The sequence below is a fragment of the Methylobacterium sp. NEAU K genome (genome assembly GCF_030700285.1).
Lineage (GTDB): Bacteria > Pseudomonadota > Alphaproteobacteria > Rhizobiales > Beijerinckiaceae > Methylobacterium.
Genome location: NZ_JAUYZJ010000029.1, coordinates 24,015 through 40,203, shown reverse-complemented (window position 1 = coordinate 40,203; position 16,189 = coordinate 24,015). Strand labels below are relative to the sequence as shown.

The window sequence follows — 16,189 nt, the reverse complement described above, 5'->3', positions numbered from 1 at the left end:
CCTCAGCCCGCAACCCGCCGTGGCGCCCGGAGACGCCAGATCACGCAGGATCGCTCGGCCGGATCGAGGGCGATGCGATGGGTCTTGCCCCGCAACTCGAACCTGTAGCCCTGGAGCAGGTCCTCAACCTCGACGGAGCCGTCATCGGGCAGGCCGAACAGCCAGAGCGGCACCTCGTAGGTGCATTCCTGGCGGTTCTTCGGGTCGAGGTTGACCATGGTGAAGATGCAATTGTCGCGCTCCGGCGTCGCCTTGGCGTAGGCGATGATCTGGTCGTTGGAGGCGCCGGTGAAGACCACGTTGCGGAAATCCCAGAGGGCGGGGTTCTCGCGCCGGATCTTGTTCAGCGTGACGATGTGCTCGCGGATGTTCCCGGGCCGGTCGTAATCCCAGGCCTTCAGCTCGTACTTTTCCGAGTTGAGGTACTCTTCCTTGCCCGGGTAGGGCGCCGCCTCGCACAGCTCGAAGCCGTTATAGATGCCGTAGACCGACGACAGGGTGGCGGCGAGGGTACCCCGGATCACGAAGCCGGCCCGGCCGCTGGTCTGGAGGAAGTACGGGTTGATGTCCGGCGTGTTGGCGAAGAAGTTGGGGCGATAGTACTCGCCCATCTCGCCGGCCAGCTCCAGGGCGTACTCGGTCAGCTCCTGCTTGGTGTTGCGCCAGGTGAAGTAGGTGTAGCTCTGCTGGTAGCCGGCCTTGGCGAGCTTCTTCATCATCTTCGGCCGGGTGAAGGCCTCGGCGAGAAAGATCGCGTCCGGGTAGCGGCCGTTGACCTCGGCGATCACCCATTCCCAGAACGGGATCGGCTTGGTGTGCGGGTTGTCGACCCGGAAGATGCGCACGCCCCGGGCGCACCAGCCGAGCAGGATGTCGCGCAGCTCGATCCAGAGGGAGGGCAGGGCCCCGCCGTAGAAATGGACGTTCGAGATATCCTCGTACTTCTTGGGCGGGTTCTCGGCGAATTTCAGCGTCCCGTCCGGGCGCCACTCGAACCATTCGGGATGGTTCTTGATCCAGGGATGGTCGGGGGAGCACTGGATCGCGAAGTCGAGGGCGATCTCCATGCCGTAGGCGTGGCTGGCCGCCACCAGCCGGTTGAAATCCGCGAGCGTCCCGAGGTCGGGATGCACGGCTTCGTGGCCCCCCTCCTCCGAGCCCACCGCGTAGACGGAGCCGACATCGCCGGGCTCGGCCGTGAGGGTGTTGTTCTTGCCCTTGCGGTTGGTGCGGCCCACCGGGTGGATCGGCGTGAAGTAGAGCACGTCGAAGCCGAGCTCGCGGATCTCGGGCAGGCGGGCGATCACGTCGTCGAAGGTGCCGTGGCGGTTCACGTCCATCGACTGCGAGCGCGGGAAGATCTCGTACCAGGCGGAGAAGCGGGCCGCGAGGCGGTCGGCGATCACCGGCAGAATCACGGGATAGCGGGTGAGATTCACCCGCTCGGCGTTGCGGCGCACGAGGCTGGCCGCCTCGGGCCGGAGGATCCGGTCGAGCTGGGCGGCCGAGCCGGTCTCCTCGGCGGCGAGTGCGGCCACCAGGGCGGCGAGCCGCTCGGCGTCGCGGCCCTGGCCGTGGCTCCGGGCCAGCGACGCCGTGGTCTCGACCAGCGTCACGCCCTCGATCGTCTCCAGGCGGATGTCGATCCCGGCGGCGCGCTTCTTGAGGGTGTCGCGCACCCAGGAGGAGAACGGGTCGCGCCACGCGATCAGGGTGAACTCGTAGCGGGCGTTGCGCTCCAGGGGGAAGTGCCCGCCCCAGCGGTCGTTGTCGACGAAGACCATCGGGTCCTCGCGCCACGCCTCGGTGCCGGCGACCCGCGACAGGATCGCCGCGTCGATGATCTCGTGGCCGTCGGAGAAGATGTCGGCCTCGACCCGCAGGGACTCGCCGACGACGCGCTTGACCGCCGAGCGGCCGCCGTCGATCTCCGGGCTCACGGCCTCGATCACCACCCGGCCCTCGCCGTCCGGCTCGCCGCGCTCCGGCTGCCGGGCGACCTGGGCGGCGGCGGCACTGAGGATGCGCAGCTCTCTCGGAAGCAGGTCGATGGCGCTGCCGGGATGGAACGCGATCGGCTCGGCCTCCGGGGTCCGGTCGACGAAGGCCCCGAGCATGCCGCCGGTGCGGGCGATGAGCGTCCCGGCATCCACCGGCACCGGCCGGTCCGAGGGGTTGTAGAGCACGATCAGCCCGTGCTGCGCCGAGGCCGGATGGCCGGTGTCGAAGCGGGCCAAGGCCACGAGGTCGCTGTCCGGGGCCGAGATGCGGATCTGGGCGCCCTCGACATTGGCGGCCGGCAGCTCCGCCCGCAGGGCGTTGATCGCCCGGATCGAATTGGAGATGTCGATGCCGGTGTCGTTCTCGCGATCCCTCGGCGTGGTCTCGACCACGTGCAGCGCCCGGCGGTAGCCCCACTCGTAGCCGATCGGCATCAGCACCCCGGCCGAGAAGAACGCCGCCAGCGCGTAGCGGGTGCGCAGACGCGCCGCCGCCGCCTCCGGGCCGCCCTCGATCCCGGCGGCGAGCCGCGTCATGTCGTGGTTTTCCGGGAAGGCGATCGAGGGCGCCAGCACCCGCAGGCGCTCGTACTGGTCGAGGGCCCAGGGCTTCTGCAGGTCCCACCACGCGAAGGAGTTGAACAGGTAGTCGAAGCCCGCGCCCGCGGTGGCCTTCGCCTCCTCGAAGGTGCAGCCCAGGGTCTCGGCGGCGAACAGGCAGGCGGGATCGCGGCCCTTCGCCTCCCCGATCAGGATGCGCCAGGTCTCCGGCGGGACCTTGTAAGCCGCGTCGCACCGGAATCCCGCCACCCCGAGGTCTTGCAGCCGGGCCACGTAGGCGCCCCAGATCCGGGTCAGCTCCTCGCGGGCGGACGGCGTGTGATAGTCCAGTTCGGCGAGGTCGCCCCAGACCGTGCGGATCGACGGATCGTCCGGATCGACCGCGGCCGGATGCATGATCGAGCCGTCGGGCTCCTTCATGAACAGGTCGGGCCGCTCCAGGGCAAGCCGGGCGTTGTCGGCGGTGTGGTTGATCACGAGGTCGGTCATCACCGACAGGCCGGCGGCCTTCGCGGCGGCGCAGAAGCGGCGGATCTGCGCGTCGTCCGGCGTGCCGTCGGGATCCCGGAACCGCTCGTCGAGCCGCTCGGGGTCGGCCACCGCGTAGAGGCTCCGCGATCCGCCGGTCTGGTGGAACGGGTTGAGGTAGATCCAGTCGAAGCCCAAGGACGCGATCCGCGGCAGCTCGGCTGCCCAGTCGGAGACGCGCCCGACCAGGAGCGGGAACAGGTTGTAGATCCGCGGCCCCTCGGCCCGGGGCGCCAGGGAGGCCGGCAGGACGGCCTCGGCCCCGGTCGTCGCAGCGGCTTTGGTCGGTGCGTTCATGCTGGCCTCTGGCTCCTGGTCTCGAGTCTCGTAACGCCCGAACCGCCCGGGCGTGTCCGGCGGCCGGCGCGGATCAGGCCCGCGCCGGTCTTCCCTCAGCAGATTTGCATGACAGGGCTACGGGGAAGCCCGCGTCGCAGCGGGGATCACGCCGGTCGAGCGCACGTTCGTCGCCGGACGTGCCTCCCGCTCCGAGTCCGAAATCCGCACCGTCGTTCCGGGGCCGCGCAGGGGAGCCCGGAACGAGGGACCGGGTTGCGAATTCCCACCGCCCGTGGCGAAGCACGGGCTGGCACCGCGGTGGGAAGCTCCTCACGGAGCGCGCCGCAGGACCGCGTAGGGCAGGTCGCGCAGGAGCAGGCCGAGATCGACGCCGTCGCCCTCCCCGTGCCCCTCGACGATCCGGCCCGAGACGATGTCGCGCCAGCGGGTGCCGGCCCCGAGATCGACCCGGGTGCCCGCGAAGGCCTCCCCCGACCAGACACCCGCGCCGACGAGATCCGCGACCAGGCGCGGCACCGCGACGAACAGGTCGCCGCCCTCCTCGCCGGGATCGGTCCGGCGGTACGCGATCACGTGGCCCGCCCGGTCGCCCTTCGCGGCGACCGGCTCGTAGGCCGCACTCGCGTAGAAGGCCGGGCGCTCGGCCCGCTCGCCCAGCAGCCGCGCCAGCGTCGCCTGCTTCACCCGCCCGTCCGGCCAGTGCGGCAGCAGCGCGGCCGGGGTGCCGCCCTGTTCGAGCATCTGCTCCAGGGCGGGGTAGTCCACCGGGCGGCGGTTGTCGGGATCCACGAACGAGAAATCCCAGATCTCCGTGCCCTGATAGGTGTCGGGCAGGCCCGGCAGGGTGCATTTCAGCACCGTCCGCCCCAGCCCGGCGAGCATGCCGAGATGGGCGAGCCGCCGCGCGAACGGCCGGAGTTCCGCCAAGAAGTCCGAGCCCGGGGCGATCAGCGCGGTGAACAGCTTCCGGACCGCGCCCTCGTAGACCGCGTCGACATTGACCCAGCTCGACCGGCGCTTGCCCTCGCGCATGGCCTTCTCGCCGTAGGCGATCAGGCGGTCGCGGAACGCCGCGATCGCGTCCGCCGCGTCCCCCTCCAGCAGGTCCAGCGGCCAAGCGCCGAGGATCGCCTGGAAGAACATCCACTGGTCGTTGGCATCGGGAGCCGGCTCGCCGTCGATGCGGGCGAGGTGCGGCCCGGCCGTGCGCTGCCACAGATCCCAGGCGCCGGCCCAGCCCTCCGGGATCTCCGAGAGGGCGAGCAGCCGGGTCCGGGCGTCCTCGCCGCGCTTGGTGTCGTGGGTCGCCGTGGTGATCATGGCGTTCGGCCAGTCGCGGGCGCGGGCGACCTGGAGGTCGTGGAAATGGCCTTCGTCGATGCCGTACTCTCCCGGATCGCCACCGACCTCGTTGAGGCCGAGCAGGCAGGCGTACCGGTAGAACAGGGTATCCTCCAGGCTCTTGGCCATGACCGGGCCGGTGAGCTGCTGGAACCGGCGGCGGAAGCGCAGCACCACCCGCGGATCCGGGCGGCCCGGGCCCGCGGTCTCGACGCGCCCGAGCAGGACGCTGGCGGCGAAGTCGTGCACCGAGCGGTCGGGCAGGCCCGACCAGCGCTTGGCCTTGGCGACCGCCCCCTCGATCAGGCGCACGTCCTCGGGCTCGACCTCCCCCTCCTCCAGCTCCGGCGGCAGGTAGCTGCGATAGGTCGGGAAGCGCGCGATGATCTCGATCAGCGCCCGGCGCAGGGCGTTGACGGTGAAGTCGCGGGTGCGCCGGTCGGCATCGGCCACCTCCTTCAGGTCGGTGGTCAGCACCTCCAGCTCGCTGGCGAAGCTGATCTCCAGGATCTCGGCCTTGGCGGCGCGGAGCTGGAAGCCGTAGGGTTCGTCGTAGCCCGTGGCCCATTCGTAGAGGCGCTTGACCTTCCCCTGCCGGCCCTTATCCACCAGGATGCCGTCGAGCTGGTTGAGCACGTCGTAGCCGGTGGTGCCGGCCACCGGCCAGGGCCGCAGCCGCTCCCCGGGTTCCAGGATCTTCTCCACCACGACGTAGAAGCCCGGGCCCACGGCGGCCTGGAGCGCCCGCGCGTAGCCCAGCGGGTCGGCGAGCCCGTCGATATGGTCGATGCGCAACCCGTCGATCCGGCCCTCGCGGATATGCCGGAACACGGTCTCGTGCGAGCGGTGGAAGATGTCGGACAGCTCCACCCGCAGGCCCGCCAGGGAGTTCACGTCGAAGAAGCGGCGGTAGTTGATGTCGCTGGAGGCGACCCGCCAATGGGCCAGCCGGTAGGCCTGGGCCTCCAGCAGCCGGTGCAGCGGCCCGAAGCTGTCCGGGCGGCCCTTGAAGCCGTTGAGCAGCGCCAGGGTGTTCGCAGTGGCCTCCTGGATCAGGCTCGAGACGCCGTAGATCTCGGCGAGCCGGCGCTTGAGCCCCTCGGCCTCCTCGGGGAAACCCCGGCGGCGGTCCGGGTCGGTGTCGATCGACATGGCGCGCAGGCGCTCGGAGATGGCGAGCAGCTCCGCGGTGGTGTCGTCGTCCACGGCCCCGATGGCGGCGATCACCCGGTTGAGGATCGTCGGGTAGCTGAGCGGCCGGATCGGCAGCTGGTGCTCGTAGTGCCAGACGCTGAACGCCCCCGTCTCGGGATCGAACTTCAGCTCCAGCGTGCCCTTCTCCAGGGCCTCGCCGTAGCGGTCGCCGAGGAACGGGATCACGAGGTTGCGCCCGGCGCCGAGGCGCTGCCAGTCGATGTCGAAGGCATCGGCGAAGGGCGACAGGGAGCCCCATTCCAGGACCGATAGCCACCACGGGTTGTCGGAGCCGCCGACGCCCATGTGGTTGGGCACGATGTCGAGGAGCAGCTTGAGCTCGTGCACGTGCAGGGTCTCGGAGAAGGCCACGAAGCCCGCCTCGCCGCCGAGTTCCGGGTTGATCGCCCCGTGGTCGACGATGTCGTAGCCGTGGGTCGAGCCGGCCCGGGCCTTCTGGAGCGGGGAGGCGTAGACGTGGCTGATCCCGAGCTTCTTCAGGTAGGGGACGATGCGCGCGGCATCCGCGAAGGTGAAGTCCTTGTGGAACTGGAGCCGATAGGTCGCGTGCGGCGGCGGCGCCGCCAGCCGGGCGGCGCCCGAGCGCGGCCCCCGCGCCTCGGCCGAGAGCGCGGCCGCCAGCTTGGCCAGCGGGCCGCCGGGGGCGGCGATGTCGACGAGGTCCCGGTCGAGCTTGCGCCGCCAGTTCGGATAGCCCTCGGTGGAGCCCGGCACGTTGGCCTGGGCGAGTTCGGAGACCACGTCCTCGTACTGAACGGCGGTCAGCATCGACGGCGCGCGGGCGAGGTAGCGGGCGGCGGCCTCGAACGGCGCCGCGTCGGGCGGCTCGGCGGAGGGCAGCAGCTGCTCGCCCGCCAGCGCCTCGGTGAGGCGGCGGCGCTCGACCACCCGCTCGGCCCGCTCGGCCTCGGCCCGGTCCTGGTCGTACAGGCCCAGCGACTGGCGGGTGTCGGTGTCGACCCCGCGCCACCAGCCGACGAAGGTCGGCAGGTCGTGGGTGGTGATGGCGGTGAGCGCGTCCCGCGGATAGGCCGACGGGACCTTGAACCGCCCGTCCCCTTCCCGCTCGAAGGCGAGGATCCGGTAGCTGAGCACCCCGGCCCGCATCAGCGCGTCGGAAAAACCCTCCGGGGCGGTGCCGAGATCCTCGGCGATGACGAGGCACTTGTTGCGGTGGCTCTCCAGCCGCAGAACCGCCAGCATCGGCTCGAACGGCATCGCCACGTAGGCGCCGGCCTGGGCGCCCGCGCCCAGCGGGATCAGGAACAGGCGGGCGAGCTGGAAGGCGTGGTCGATGCGGATCGCGCCCGCATGGCGCATGTTGGCCTGGACCAGGGCCCGGAAGGCACTAAGCCCGTCGCGCTCCATCTCCAGCGGGTCGAAGGCCGGCAGGCCCCAGTTCTGGCCCCTGGGGGCGAGCAGATCCGGCGGCGCCCCGATCGAGACCTTCTCGGCGAAGCGCTCGGGATGCGACCAGATCTCGGAACCGCCCCGGTCGGCGCCGACCGCGAGGTCGCGGTAGAGCCCGACCCGCATGCCGGCGCCCAAGGCCGCCGCGGAGGCCGCGGCGAGCTGGCCGTCGGCCAGGTATTGCAGCCAGGCGTGGTAGCCGATCGCCTCGGCGTTCCCGGCCGCGAAGCTGCGCACCGCCTCGGTGCCGGCGCGGCGATAATCCGCCGGCCAGTCGCCCAGCCAGTGCGCGCCCTGCCCGCGGAAATGCTCCGACAGGGCCTCGAACACGGCGTGCGCCTCGAGATCCGCGCCGCCCTCCCGGCGGAAGCGCTCGAAGCCCGCATCGGTGCCGGCGCGGGCGGGGGACTCCGCCCAGAGCGCCCTGAGCACCGGGTCGAGCACGTCGGCCACGCCCTGGTGGTCGACCAGGGCCGCCTCGCGCAAGGAGGCGACCGCATCCGCGCGCTCGGCCAAGAGCGCCTCGGCCCGGGAGCCGGGCAGTCCCGGCAGGCTGCGCGGCGCGATGAACAGCGTCTCCAGGAACAGGCGCGAGGAGGGCGAGTAGGGCGAGATCTTGGTGCGGTCGGTGCCGAACAGGGCGTGGACCGGGCTCAACCCCAGGAACGCCGCCCCGCGCAGGCCCGCCTCCCGGGCGGCCTCGCCCGCGTCGTCATACGTGCCGATGCCGATATTGGTGGCCGAGCGCAGGCCGTAGAGCTGCGCGGCCATGCCCCAGTCGGAGGCCCCCTCCTCCGCGTAGGGGCGCGGGCGCCAGCAGCGCTGGGGCGCGGCGATCACCCAGGATTCGGCGCGGACTCGGCCGGCCTGGACGGTGAGGCGGTGGTAGCCGGGGGTCAGCGGCGGCAGCTCGAAACCTGCGTCCTGGCCGGGTCCGGATCCCTGCATGTTGGACCGGCCCTCGCGGGCCGTCCCGCGCTCGTCCACGAGGCGCCAGACCAGCGTGTGGGGCGCGCCGTCGCGGCTGCGCACCGGCACCCGGGCCGCCCGGCGGGCCTCCACGGGCAGGAGCGGCGGCACCAGGCCACGGCGCAGGGCCTCGACCTGGGCGAGGCTCTTCGCCACCCCCGCCGCGTCCTCGACCGCGAAGCCGAGGGCCGCGAGCAGGCCCCGCCGCACCTCCAGGGACGTCTCGACGGGCTGGCCGAAGGCGTCCGTGTAGCCGGCCGCGACGCCGACGAGGTCGGCAAGCGTCTCGAGGTCGCTCACGCGCGGGCCTCCGTGAGGACGACGCCGGTCCAGGACGGCAAGGCCCTCCCGGTCCCGTCCGGGGCATTGGTCCAGACCATCCTGGCGCCCCCCGGATCCACCGCGAAGGGCGCGTCTCCGAGATTGGCGACGAACCGCAGGGTGCCGGCGCCGAAGCGCCAGGTGCAGTCGACCACGTCGGGACGCGGCAGGGTGGCGGCAGCCCCCTGGTAGCCGGACTTCGCCAGCATCACGGTCACGTCGCGGCGCAAGGCGAGCAGGCGCGTCGTCTCGGCCAGGACCTCCCGGTGGGGCGAGCGTGCCCGCTCGGACCAGTCGAGCTTCGAATCCGCGAAGGTCTGCGCCTCGGTGGGGTCGGGGATGACCGAGGTGTCGTCCGCAAACGCGGCAAAACTCTTGAATTCCCGGCGGCGGCCGTCCCGCACCGCCTTGTTCAGATCCTCGTCCGGGGCGAAGTCGACGAAGAACAGGAACGGCGCCGAGGCCGACCATTCCTCGCCCATCCAGAGCATCGGGATCTGCGGCGCCAGCAGGAGGCCCGCCCGGGCGAGATCGAGTTTCCTGGGATCTGCCAGATGGGACAGCCGCTCGCCGAGCGCCCGGTTGCCGACCTGGTCGTGGTTCTGCAGGAACGTCACGAAGGCCGACGGCGGCAGGTGCCCGGAGGGCTCGCCGCGCGGATGGTTGTCGAGGGTCGGGAACGGCTCGCCCTGGTAGGCGAACCCCTCCGCCAGGCAGCGGGCCAGGCGCTCGACAGGTTTGTCGGCAAAGCTTTCATAATAGCCGGCATCCTCGCCGGTGAGCAGCACGTGCCAGCAATGGTGCAGGTCGTCGGCCCATTGCGCGTCGTGCATCTTCGGGCGGCGGGCGGCGTCGCGCTCCAGCCAGCGGGCCTGGTTGGCCTCGTTCTCCAGCATCAGGTGGATCTGCCGGTCCGGGAAGGTGCGCCGGACGGTCTCGCCGAGCTCGGCCAAGAAGTGCCGCGGCGAATCGTCGAGGATCGCGTGGACGGCGTCGAAGCGCAGGCCGTCGAAATGGTATTCTTCCAGCCAGTACAGGGCGTTCTGGATGAAGAACTGCCGCACCGTCGCGCCGCTCTCCTTGCCGTCGAAGTTGATGCCCGCGCCCCAGGGGGTCTGGTGGCGCTCGGTGAAGAACGTCTTGGCGTAGGCGTGCAGGTAATTCCCGGCCGGGCCGAAATGGTTGTAGACCGCGTCGAGATAGACCATCAGCCCGAGGCCGTGGGCGGCGTCGATCAGGCGCTTGAGGTCCTCCGGGCGGCCGTAGGCGTGGTCGGGCGCGAAGGGCTGCACGCCGTCATAGCCCCAGTTGCGCGAGCCCTTGAAGTCGGCGAGGGGCAGGAGTTCGATCGCCGTGACCCCGAGCGCCTTGAGGTCGGGCAGACGCGCCTGCAGGCCGTCATAGGTGCCTTCGGGCGTCGCGGTGCCGACATGGCATTCGTAGATCACCGCCTCCTCGAACGGGCGGCCCGTCCAACCCTCATCCGACCACGCATAGGCGCGCGGGTCGACCACCGCGCTGAGACCCGACACGTCGTCCGGCTGGAAGCGCGAGGCGGGATCGGGCACGACCTGGTCGCCGTCGATGCGGAAGCCGTAGCGGGCCCCCGGCTTCACCCCGGGCAGGGCGGTGCGCCGCCAGCCGCCGCCGGATTCGGGCAGCGGATGAGCGGTGCCGTCGACGACGAGTTCGACGCTCTTGGCGGTCGGCGCCCAGAGGGCGAAGCGCACGCCGCCCTCCACCATCTCGGCTCCGAAATCCATGCTGTGGGTGCGCCGCATCGGGCCACCGTCCTCGTCGTTGGCCGCGCACACCGGAGCGCAAGCGCGGCAGGGGTCACTGTCGTGGGAGAAGGCCCCGGGGTCGATCCGGTTCCCGCAGCGCAGCTATGGCAGCATGACGACTCGGCAACGGGTCGTATCGGTCACAGGCCTCGCGGCTCGATTCGGGCGCTCAGGGCCGACGGCCCGTTCTCTCAGCGCCCCGGAACCCACCCGGTCCGCGCCCCCGCCTCCACGCCCGCCGTGGTGAGCACCAGCACCGAGCGGCCGGGCAGCGGCACGGCGGCGCCGGCCTCGTAGGACGGGGCGCCCGGCGGAACCGTGCCGGTGGCCTCGCCCGTGTCGAAGACCGGCATCCAGGGGCCGCCGATCACCGGGACGAGGTGGAACGTGCGAGGCTCCGCCCCGGCGTTGAACAGGATCAGCAGCCGGTCGCCGGCGCTGCCGTCGTTGCCGATCTGCATGCCGAACACCTGGAGGCCGTCGTCGGCCCAGTGGTGGTTCTCCATCTCGGTGCCCTCGGGGGCGAGCCAGTGCACGTCCCGCAGGGGCTCCTCCGGGTCGATCAGCTCCCCGGTGAAGAAGGTGCGGCGGCGCAGGGCCGGCTGCGCCCGGCGCAGGGCCAGGAGGTTCGCCACGAAGCCGGTGAGAAGGGGATCGGGATCGCTGGTCCAGTCCATCCAGCTCGTCGGATTGTCCTGGCAATAGGCGTTGTTGTTGCCGCCCTGGCTGCGCGAGCGCTCGTCGCCCATCAGCAGCATCGGCACCCCCTGAGCCAGCATCACGGTCGCCAGCATGTTGCGCTTCTGGCGGGCGCGCAGGGCCAGGACGCCCACGTCGTCGGTGTCGCCCTCGGCGCCGTAATTGCAGCTGACATTGTGGCCGTGGCCGTCGCGGTTGTCCTCGCCGTTGGCCTCGTTGTGCTTCCGCTCGTACGCGACCGTGTCGGCCAGGGTGTAGCCGTCGTGGCTGGCGATGAAGTTGACGCTGGCGAGCGGCGTGCGCCGGGACGGGGCGAACACCTCGCGCGAGCCGGTCAGCCCCTGGGTCAGCTTCGCCAGGGTGCCGGAATCGCCCTTCCAGAAGCCCCTAGCGGCGTCGCGGAACTTGTCGTTCCACTCGCTCCAGCCGCGCGGGTAGCCGCCGAGCTGGTAGCCGCCCTCCCCGATGTCCCAGGGTTCGGCCACCATCTTGACCCGGGCGAGCACCGGATCCTGCGCCACCGCCTGGAAGAATGCCGCCTGCGGGGTGAAGGCGAGCGGCGACCGCCCCAGGCTCGAGGCGAGGTCGAAGCGGAAGCCCGCGATGCCGTAGGCGGTGACCCAGTGGCGCAGGGAATCGAGCACGAGCTGCATCACCCGCGGGTGGCTCGCGTCGAAGGTGTTGCCGCAGCCCGTGCAGTCGACGGTCTGGCGCGGGTCGGCGGGGTCGAGCTTGTAGTAGCTGGCGTTGTCGATGCCGCGAAACGACAGGGTCGGGCCGGTATGGTCGCCCTCGGCGGTGTGGTTGTAGACCACGTCGAGCCAGGTCTCGATCCCGGCGGCGTTCAGCTCTCGGATCGCCGCCTTGAGGCCGCCGAGCCCGCCCTCGCCGAGGTAGCGCGGGTCCGGGGCGAAGTAGCCCAGGGGCTGATACCCCCAGAAGTTGACGAGCCCCCGCTCGACCAGGAAGCGGTCGTCCGCAAACGCCTGGATCGGCAGCAGTTCCAGGGCCGTGACGCCGAGCTTGACCAGATGCTCGATGATCGCCGGGTGGGCCAAAGCCGCATAGGTGCCGCGCTCAGGTTCGGGGATGTCGGGATGGGTGCGGGTCAGCGCCTTGACGTGGGCCTCGTAGATCACCGTCTCGGTGAGCGGCCGGCGCACAGGGGCGAGGGCGAGGTCGGGCACTTCGGGGGCGGTGACCACGCATTTCGGCATGTAGACCGCGCTGTCGCGCCGGTCGATCCGGTCCTCGCGGCCGCGACGATGGCCGTAGAGCGCGTCGTGCCAGCGGATCCGGCCCCGGATCTCCCTTGCATAGGGGTCGAGCACCAGCTTCGAGGCGTTGAACCGGTGGCCGTTCGCCGGGTCCCACGGCCCATGCACCCGGTAGCCGTAGAGCTGGCCCGGCAGCACCCCCCGCAGGTAGCCGTGCCAGACGTCGTCGGTGCGGCAGGGAAGCCGGACCGTGCTGGTCTCGTGCCGCTCGCCCGGCTCGAACAGGCAGATGTCGACCGCGGTGGCGTGTTCGGAGAACAGGGCGACGTTGACGCCGCGCCCGTCGAAATGCGCGCCGAGGGGTGCCGGCACCCCGTCATCGACGGCGATCATGCGTGGGGTCCGGGGCCAGATGCGATCGACGGGGGGATCCGGCTACTCGGCGGCTGCTGCGGCGGTGGACGACTCGCGCTCGATGGTGCGGAAATTCTCAAGCTCCGACAGGAAGTTGCGGGCCCACCAATCGACGTCCTCGCGGGTCATGCGCTCGACCATCGGCTTCCAGCGTGCGACCCGCTCCGCCTTCGGCATGTACAGGGCGGCGCGGATCGCCTCGGCGACCTCGAACCGGTCGTAGGGGTTGATCAGCAGCGCCTCGGGCATCTGCTTGGCCGCGCCGGCGAATTTCGACAGCACCAGCACGCCGGGATCGTCCTCGGACTGGGCGACCACGTATTCCTTGGCCACGAGGTTCATGCCGTCACGCATCGGCGTGACCAGGCCGACCCGGGCCGCCCGGTAGAGGCCGGCCAGAACCGGGCGCGGATAGGCCTTGGTGATGTACTGGATCGGCGTCCAGGCGGGGTCGCCCAGCGACCCGTTGATCTCGCCGACCTTCTCGTTCACGTCCCGAGCCAGCTGCTCGTATTCCGGCACCTCGCTGCGGGATTTCGGGGTGATCTGGATGTAGGTGACGTTGCCGCGCTGGTCGGGGTTCGAGGCGAAGAAGCTCTCCACCGCCTCCATCCGCTCGGACACGCCCTTCGAGTAGTCGAGCCGGTCGACGCCGATCAGCAGCTTGCGGGTGCGCAGGCCCGCCATGGTCTCGCGCACGACCTTGTTGGAGTTGGCCTTCTCGGCGGCCTCCTTGAAGCCGGCGACATCGATGCCGATTGGGAAGGCGCGGATCCGGGTGCGGCGCCCGTCGACCATCAGCGACCCGCCGCCCAGCGGGATCGCCCGCTGGGTATCGACGAGGTTGCGCTGGAGATTCTGCACGTCCGCCTCGGTCTGCAGGCCGATCAGGTCGTAATCGACGATGGCGCGCAGCAATTCCCCGCTCGCCGGCAGCGAGTTGAACACGTCGGCGGCGGGCCAGGGGATGTGGTGGAAATAGCCGATCGGGTTGTCGAGCCCGAGGCCGCGCAGCTCGGATGCCAGGGGCAGCAGATGGTAATCGTGCACCCAGATGATGTCGTCGGGCTCGACCAGCTTGGCCAGCGCCCGCGCGAAGGTCCGGTTGACGCGACTGTAGCCGGCGTAGTCCGAGCGCGAGAAGGCGCCGAGGCCCAGCCGGTAATGCATGATCGGCCAGAGCGCCCGATTCGCGAAGCCGGCGTAGTATTCGAGGTGGTCCTGCGGCGAGAGGTCGACGACGGCGTACTGGACCCGGCCCCGGTCGATCAGCGTCGGCTCCTCGGAGGGCTCCTCCGTGATGTTGCCGCTCCAGCCGAACCACAACCCCTCATAGGCGGTGAAGGCCTCCTTGACTGCGACGGCGAGGCCGCCCGCCGCCACCGCCTTGCCGCCGTCCTCCGGGATGGCGACACGGTTGGATACGATCACAAGGCGTGCCACGCGGGTCGGCTCCGGATCATGGGCGCGGGTCAAGTCGAGGATCTCGCCGCGCCTGCATCGGGACTTCTGTATGTTTAGAACGCGCGGAGACCCTGCGCGATCCTTTGTCGAGGCAACCCAAGCGTGAAGCCGGGCGCGGGTCAAGTCGAGGGCTCCGTTGAGCCGGGACGGGGCGGCCGCCCTGTCCGGTGCCGCGGACGTGTCGCGCCGCCCAGGCGGACCGGCGGGAGCGATCCGCCGGGCGACCGTTGTGCGAGCTTGACCGTTCTGTCAGACCGCGCCTGAACGCCGGCTGAGCGGCGGGCCGGGCCCTGCCCGAGCCGCTCCGGCGCGCGGCGCGGGTCAGGTACCGTCCGGCGCGGAGATGGCGCCGGAACCGGTGACAGCCCAGCCGGTTACTCAGCCATCGCGGAGGCCGCGGTCGCCGCGAGCGGCACCGTACCCCGCGCCGCGAGGAGTGTTTTTGAGATGGCCGGCAACGAGTTTCCGCAGCGTGCACCCGACGCTCCGATCCGGGATCCGCTCCACGACCAGCCGGGCGTGGCCGGCGGCGAGCGCGCCCATTGGCGCGCCCTGCAGGGCGACGTCGAGGGTCTGGCCGACGTGGCGGCCGAGCGCGGGCGCGGGCTTCTCGACGCCGCACGGCTGCAGGCTCAGGATTACGTCGAGCGGCGCAAGAGCGACGCGGCGCAGTCGGTCCAGGACCTCGCGCAGACGATCCGCAATTCCGGCCGCGACATCGGCGACAAGCCGAACGTGCGCGCCTTCTTCGACAGCGCCGCCGACGGGCTGGAGCAGCTCGGCTCCACGATCGAGCGGCGCAGCCTGGGCGACTTCTACAACGAGGCCGAGGCCTTCGCCCGGCGCGCGCCGGTGGCAGTGGCGGTCGGCACCTTCGTGGCCGGGCTGATCGCCGCCCGCTTCATCAAGTCGTCGAGCCTGCCGCCTGAGGCGCCGGATGGCGACGCCCGCGACAGCTTCCGGGCCTGATCATGACCCAGGGCCCTGATCCGCGCCAAGATTCACGCCAAGATCCGCGTCAAGCCGGCGCCACCAGCATCCAGAGCCTGATCGGCGATGCCCTGCGGGAGACGAACGACCTCGCCCGCAAGGAGATCGCGCTGTTCCGCGCCGAGATGGCCGGCAATGTCCGCCAGCTCGTCGTGGGCCTCGCCTGCATGGTCGGCTCGGCGGTGTTCGCAGTGGTCGCCCTGCTGATCCTGATCGGCGCCTTCGTGAAGTGGCTCGCCACCATCGTGGGGTCCGAATGGCTCTCGGCCCTCATCGTCGGCGGCGTGCTGCTGGTCATCGCCGTCGGCATGGCCCTGTGGGCGCGCAGCGTCCTCTCTCTCTCCACCCTGGCCCCGACGCGCACCACGCGCCAGGTTCGCCAGGATGCCCAGGCCCTGTCGGAGCGCGTGTCCGGATGAGTTCGATGAACGACCTCGAGAAGGAGATCGAGGAGAGCCGGGCCCGGCTCGACGACACGATCGACCGCATCCAGGGCAAGCTCTCGGTGCCGAATATCGTGGACGAGATGCTGGGCAATGCCCGGCGCGTGCCGGCCCTGAACGGCGCCTACGACAGCGCCCTGGAGGCTGTGCGCCGCAATCCCGTTCCGGTCCTGCTGATCGCCGCCGGTGTGGGGCTCCTGTTCAACCGCATGGCCCGGGATGCGGAGCGCCGCCGCACCCAGGTCTCGGCCGAGCGCGTGGCCGCGCTCAACACCGGCACGGCCCGCGGCTACGACCCCGACCTCCCGACGGTGCACCCGGCTCGCGATCCCCTGGAGAAGACCGACATCTGACCGCCCGACGCGGGCTCGAGACCCAAGCATCCTGCGCCGAGGCGGCCCCGGTTCGCCGGACAGCACGATGCCGGGACAAGACGATGAGCGGAATCGCCCGATCCGATTCCGCTCGGACCACCCGAGGCCGGCCGGAAGGCCGGACGAGCGACACCGCCCGCGCGTTCTGCGCGCCGCCGA

General features: G+C 71.1%; 8 protein-coding genes. 3 read left to right on the top strand and 5 right to left on the bottom strand.

From position 1 onward, the window contains the following. Positions 1-2 precede the first annotated feature (2 nt). The 5 genes from Q8W67_RS20395 to Q8W67_RS20375 form a co-directional block, all read right to left on the bottom strand. Positions 3-3,386, bottom strand: coding sequence for a maltotransferase domain-containing protein (locus tag Q8W67_RS20395; RefSeq protein ID WP_305549309.1), 3,384 nt, complete (start codon positions 3,384-3,386; stop codon positions 3-5). Between the two features lie 312 nt (positions 3,387-3,698). After that, positions 3,699-8,624 carry a malto-oligosyltrehalose synthase gene (locus Q8W67_RS20390; protein ID WP_305549306.1) on the bottom strand — a complete coding sequence of 1,642 codons (4,926 nt, stop codon included), beginning with the start codon at positions 8,622-8,624 and terminating at the stop codon, positions 3,699-3,701. After that, positions 8,621-10,426: a malto-oligosyltrehalose trehalohydrolase gene (gene treZ / locus Q8W67_RS20385; protein WP_305549303.1), complete on the bottom strand. Its 1,806-nt coding sequence runs from the start codon at positions 10,424-10,426 to the stop codon at positions 8,621-8,623. Before treZ ends, Q8W67_RS20390 begins: the two co-directional genes overlap by 4 nt. 194 nt (positions 10,427-10,620) lie before the next feature. Then, positions 10,621-12,738, bottom strand: coding sequence for a glycogen debranching protein GlgX (glgX, locus tag Q8W67_RS20380; RefSeq protein WP_305549300.1), 2,118 nt, complete (start codon positions 12,736-12,738; stop codon positions 10,621-10,623). Between the two features lie 42 nt (positions 12,739-12,780). Next, entirely contained in the window at positions 12,781-14,202 is a 1,422-nt protein-coding gene (locus Q8W67_RS20375; RefSeq protein ID WP_305549297.1) for a trehalose-6-phosphate synthase, read from the bottom strand. Positions 14,203-14,670: 468 nt separating this feature from the next. Between Q8W67_RS20375 and Q8W67_RS20370 the strand changes: the two genes are divergently transcribed. Genes Q8W67_RS20370 through Q8W67_RS20360 form a run of 3 tightly spaced genes read left to right on the top strand, consistent with a single transcriptional unit; the run spans position 14,671 to position 16,009 of the window. Continuing rightward, complete coding sequence (locus Q8W67_RS20370) at positions 14,671-15,192, top strand: hypothetical protein (protein ID WP_305549295.1); 522 nt, start codon at positions 14,671-14,673, stop codon at positions 15,190-15,192. Positions 15,193-15,194: 2 nt separating this feature from the next. Then, positions 15,195-15,632, top strand: a complete 438-nt coding sequence (locus Q8W67_RS20365) for a phage holin family protein (protein WP_305549292.1) — start codon at positions 15,195-15,197, stop codon at positions 15,630-15,632. Between the two features lie 5 nt (positions 15,633-15,637). Further along, positions 15,638-16,009, top strand: a complete 372-nt coding sequence (locus Q8W67_RS20360) for a DUF3618 domain-containing protein (protein ID WP_305549289.1) — start codon at positions 15,638-15,640, stop codon at positions 16,007-16,009. Positions 16,010-16,189: the final 180 nt, after the last annotated feature.

Excerpts from the sequence above, each read along its gene's own strand:
- Q8W67_RS20395 (WP_305549309.1), bottom strand. The coding sequence starts at position 3,386 with ATGAACGCACCGACCAAAGCCGCTGCGACGACCGGGGCCGAGGCCGTC.
- treZ (WP_305549303.1), bottom strand. The coding sequence starts at position 10,426 with ATGCGGCGCACCCACAGCATGGATTTCGGAGCCGAGATGGTGGAGGGC.
- glgX (WP_305549300.1), bottom strand. The coding sequence starts at position 12,738 with ATGATCGCCGTCGATGACGGGGTGCCGGCACCCCTCGGCGCGCATTTC.
- Q8W67_RS20370 (WP_305549295.1), top strand. The coding sequence starts at position 14,671 with ATGGCCGGCAACGAGTTTCCGCAGCGTGCACCCGACGCTCCGATCCGG.
- Q8W67_RS20365 (WP_305549292.1), top strand. The coding sequence starts at position 15,195 with ATGACCCAGGGCCCTGATCCGCGCCAAGATTCACGCCAAGATCCGCGT.
- Q8W67_RS20360 (WP_305549289.1), top strand. The coding sequence starts at position 15,638 with ATGAACGACCTCGAGAAGGAGATCGAGGAGAGCCGGGCCCGGCTCGAC.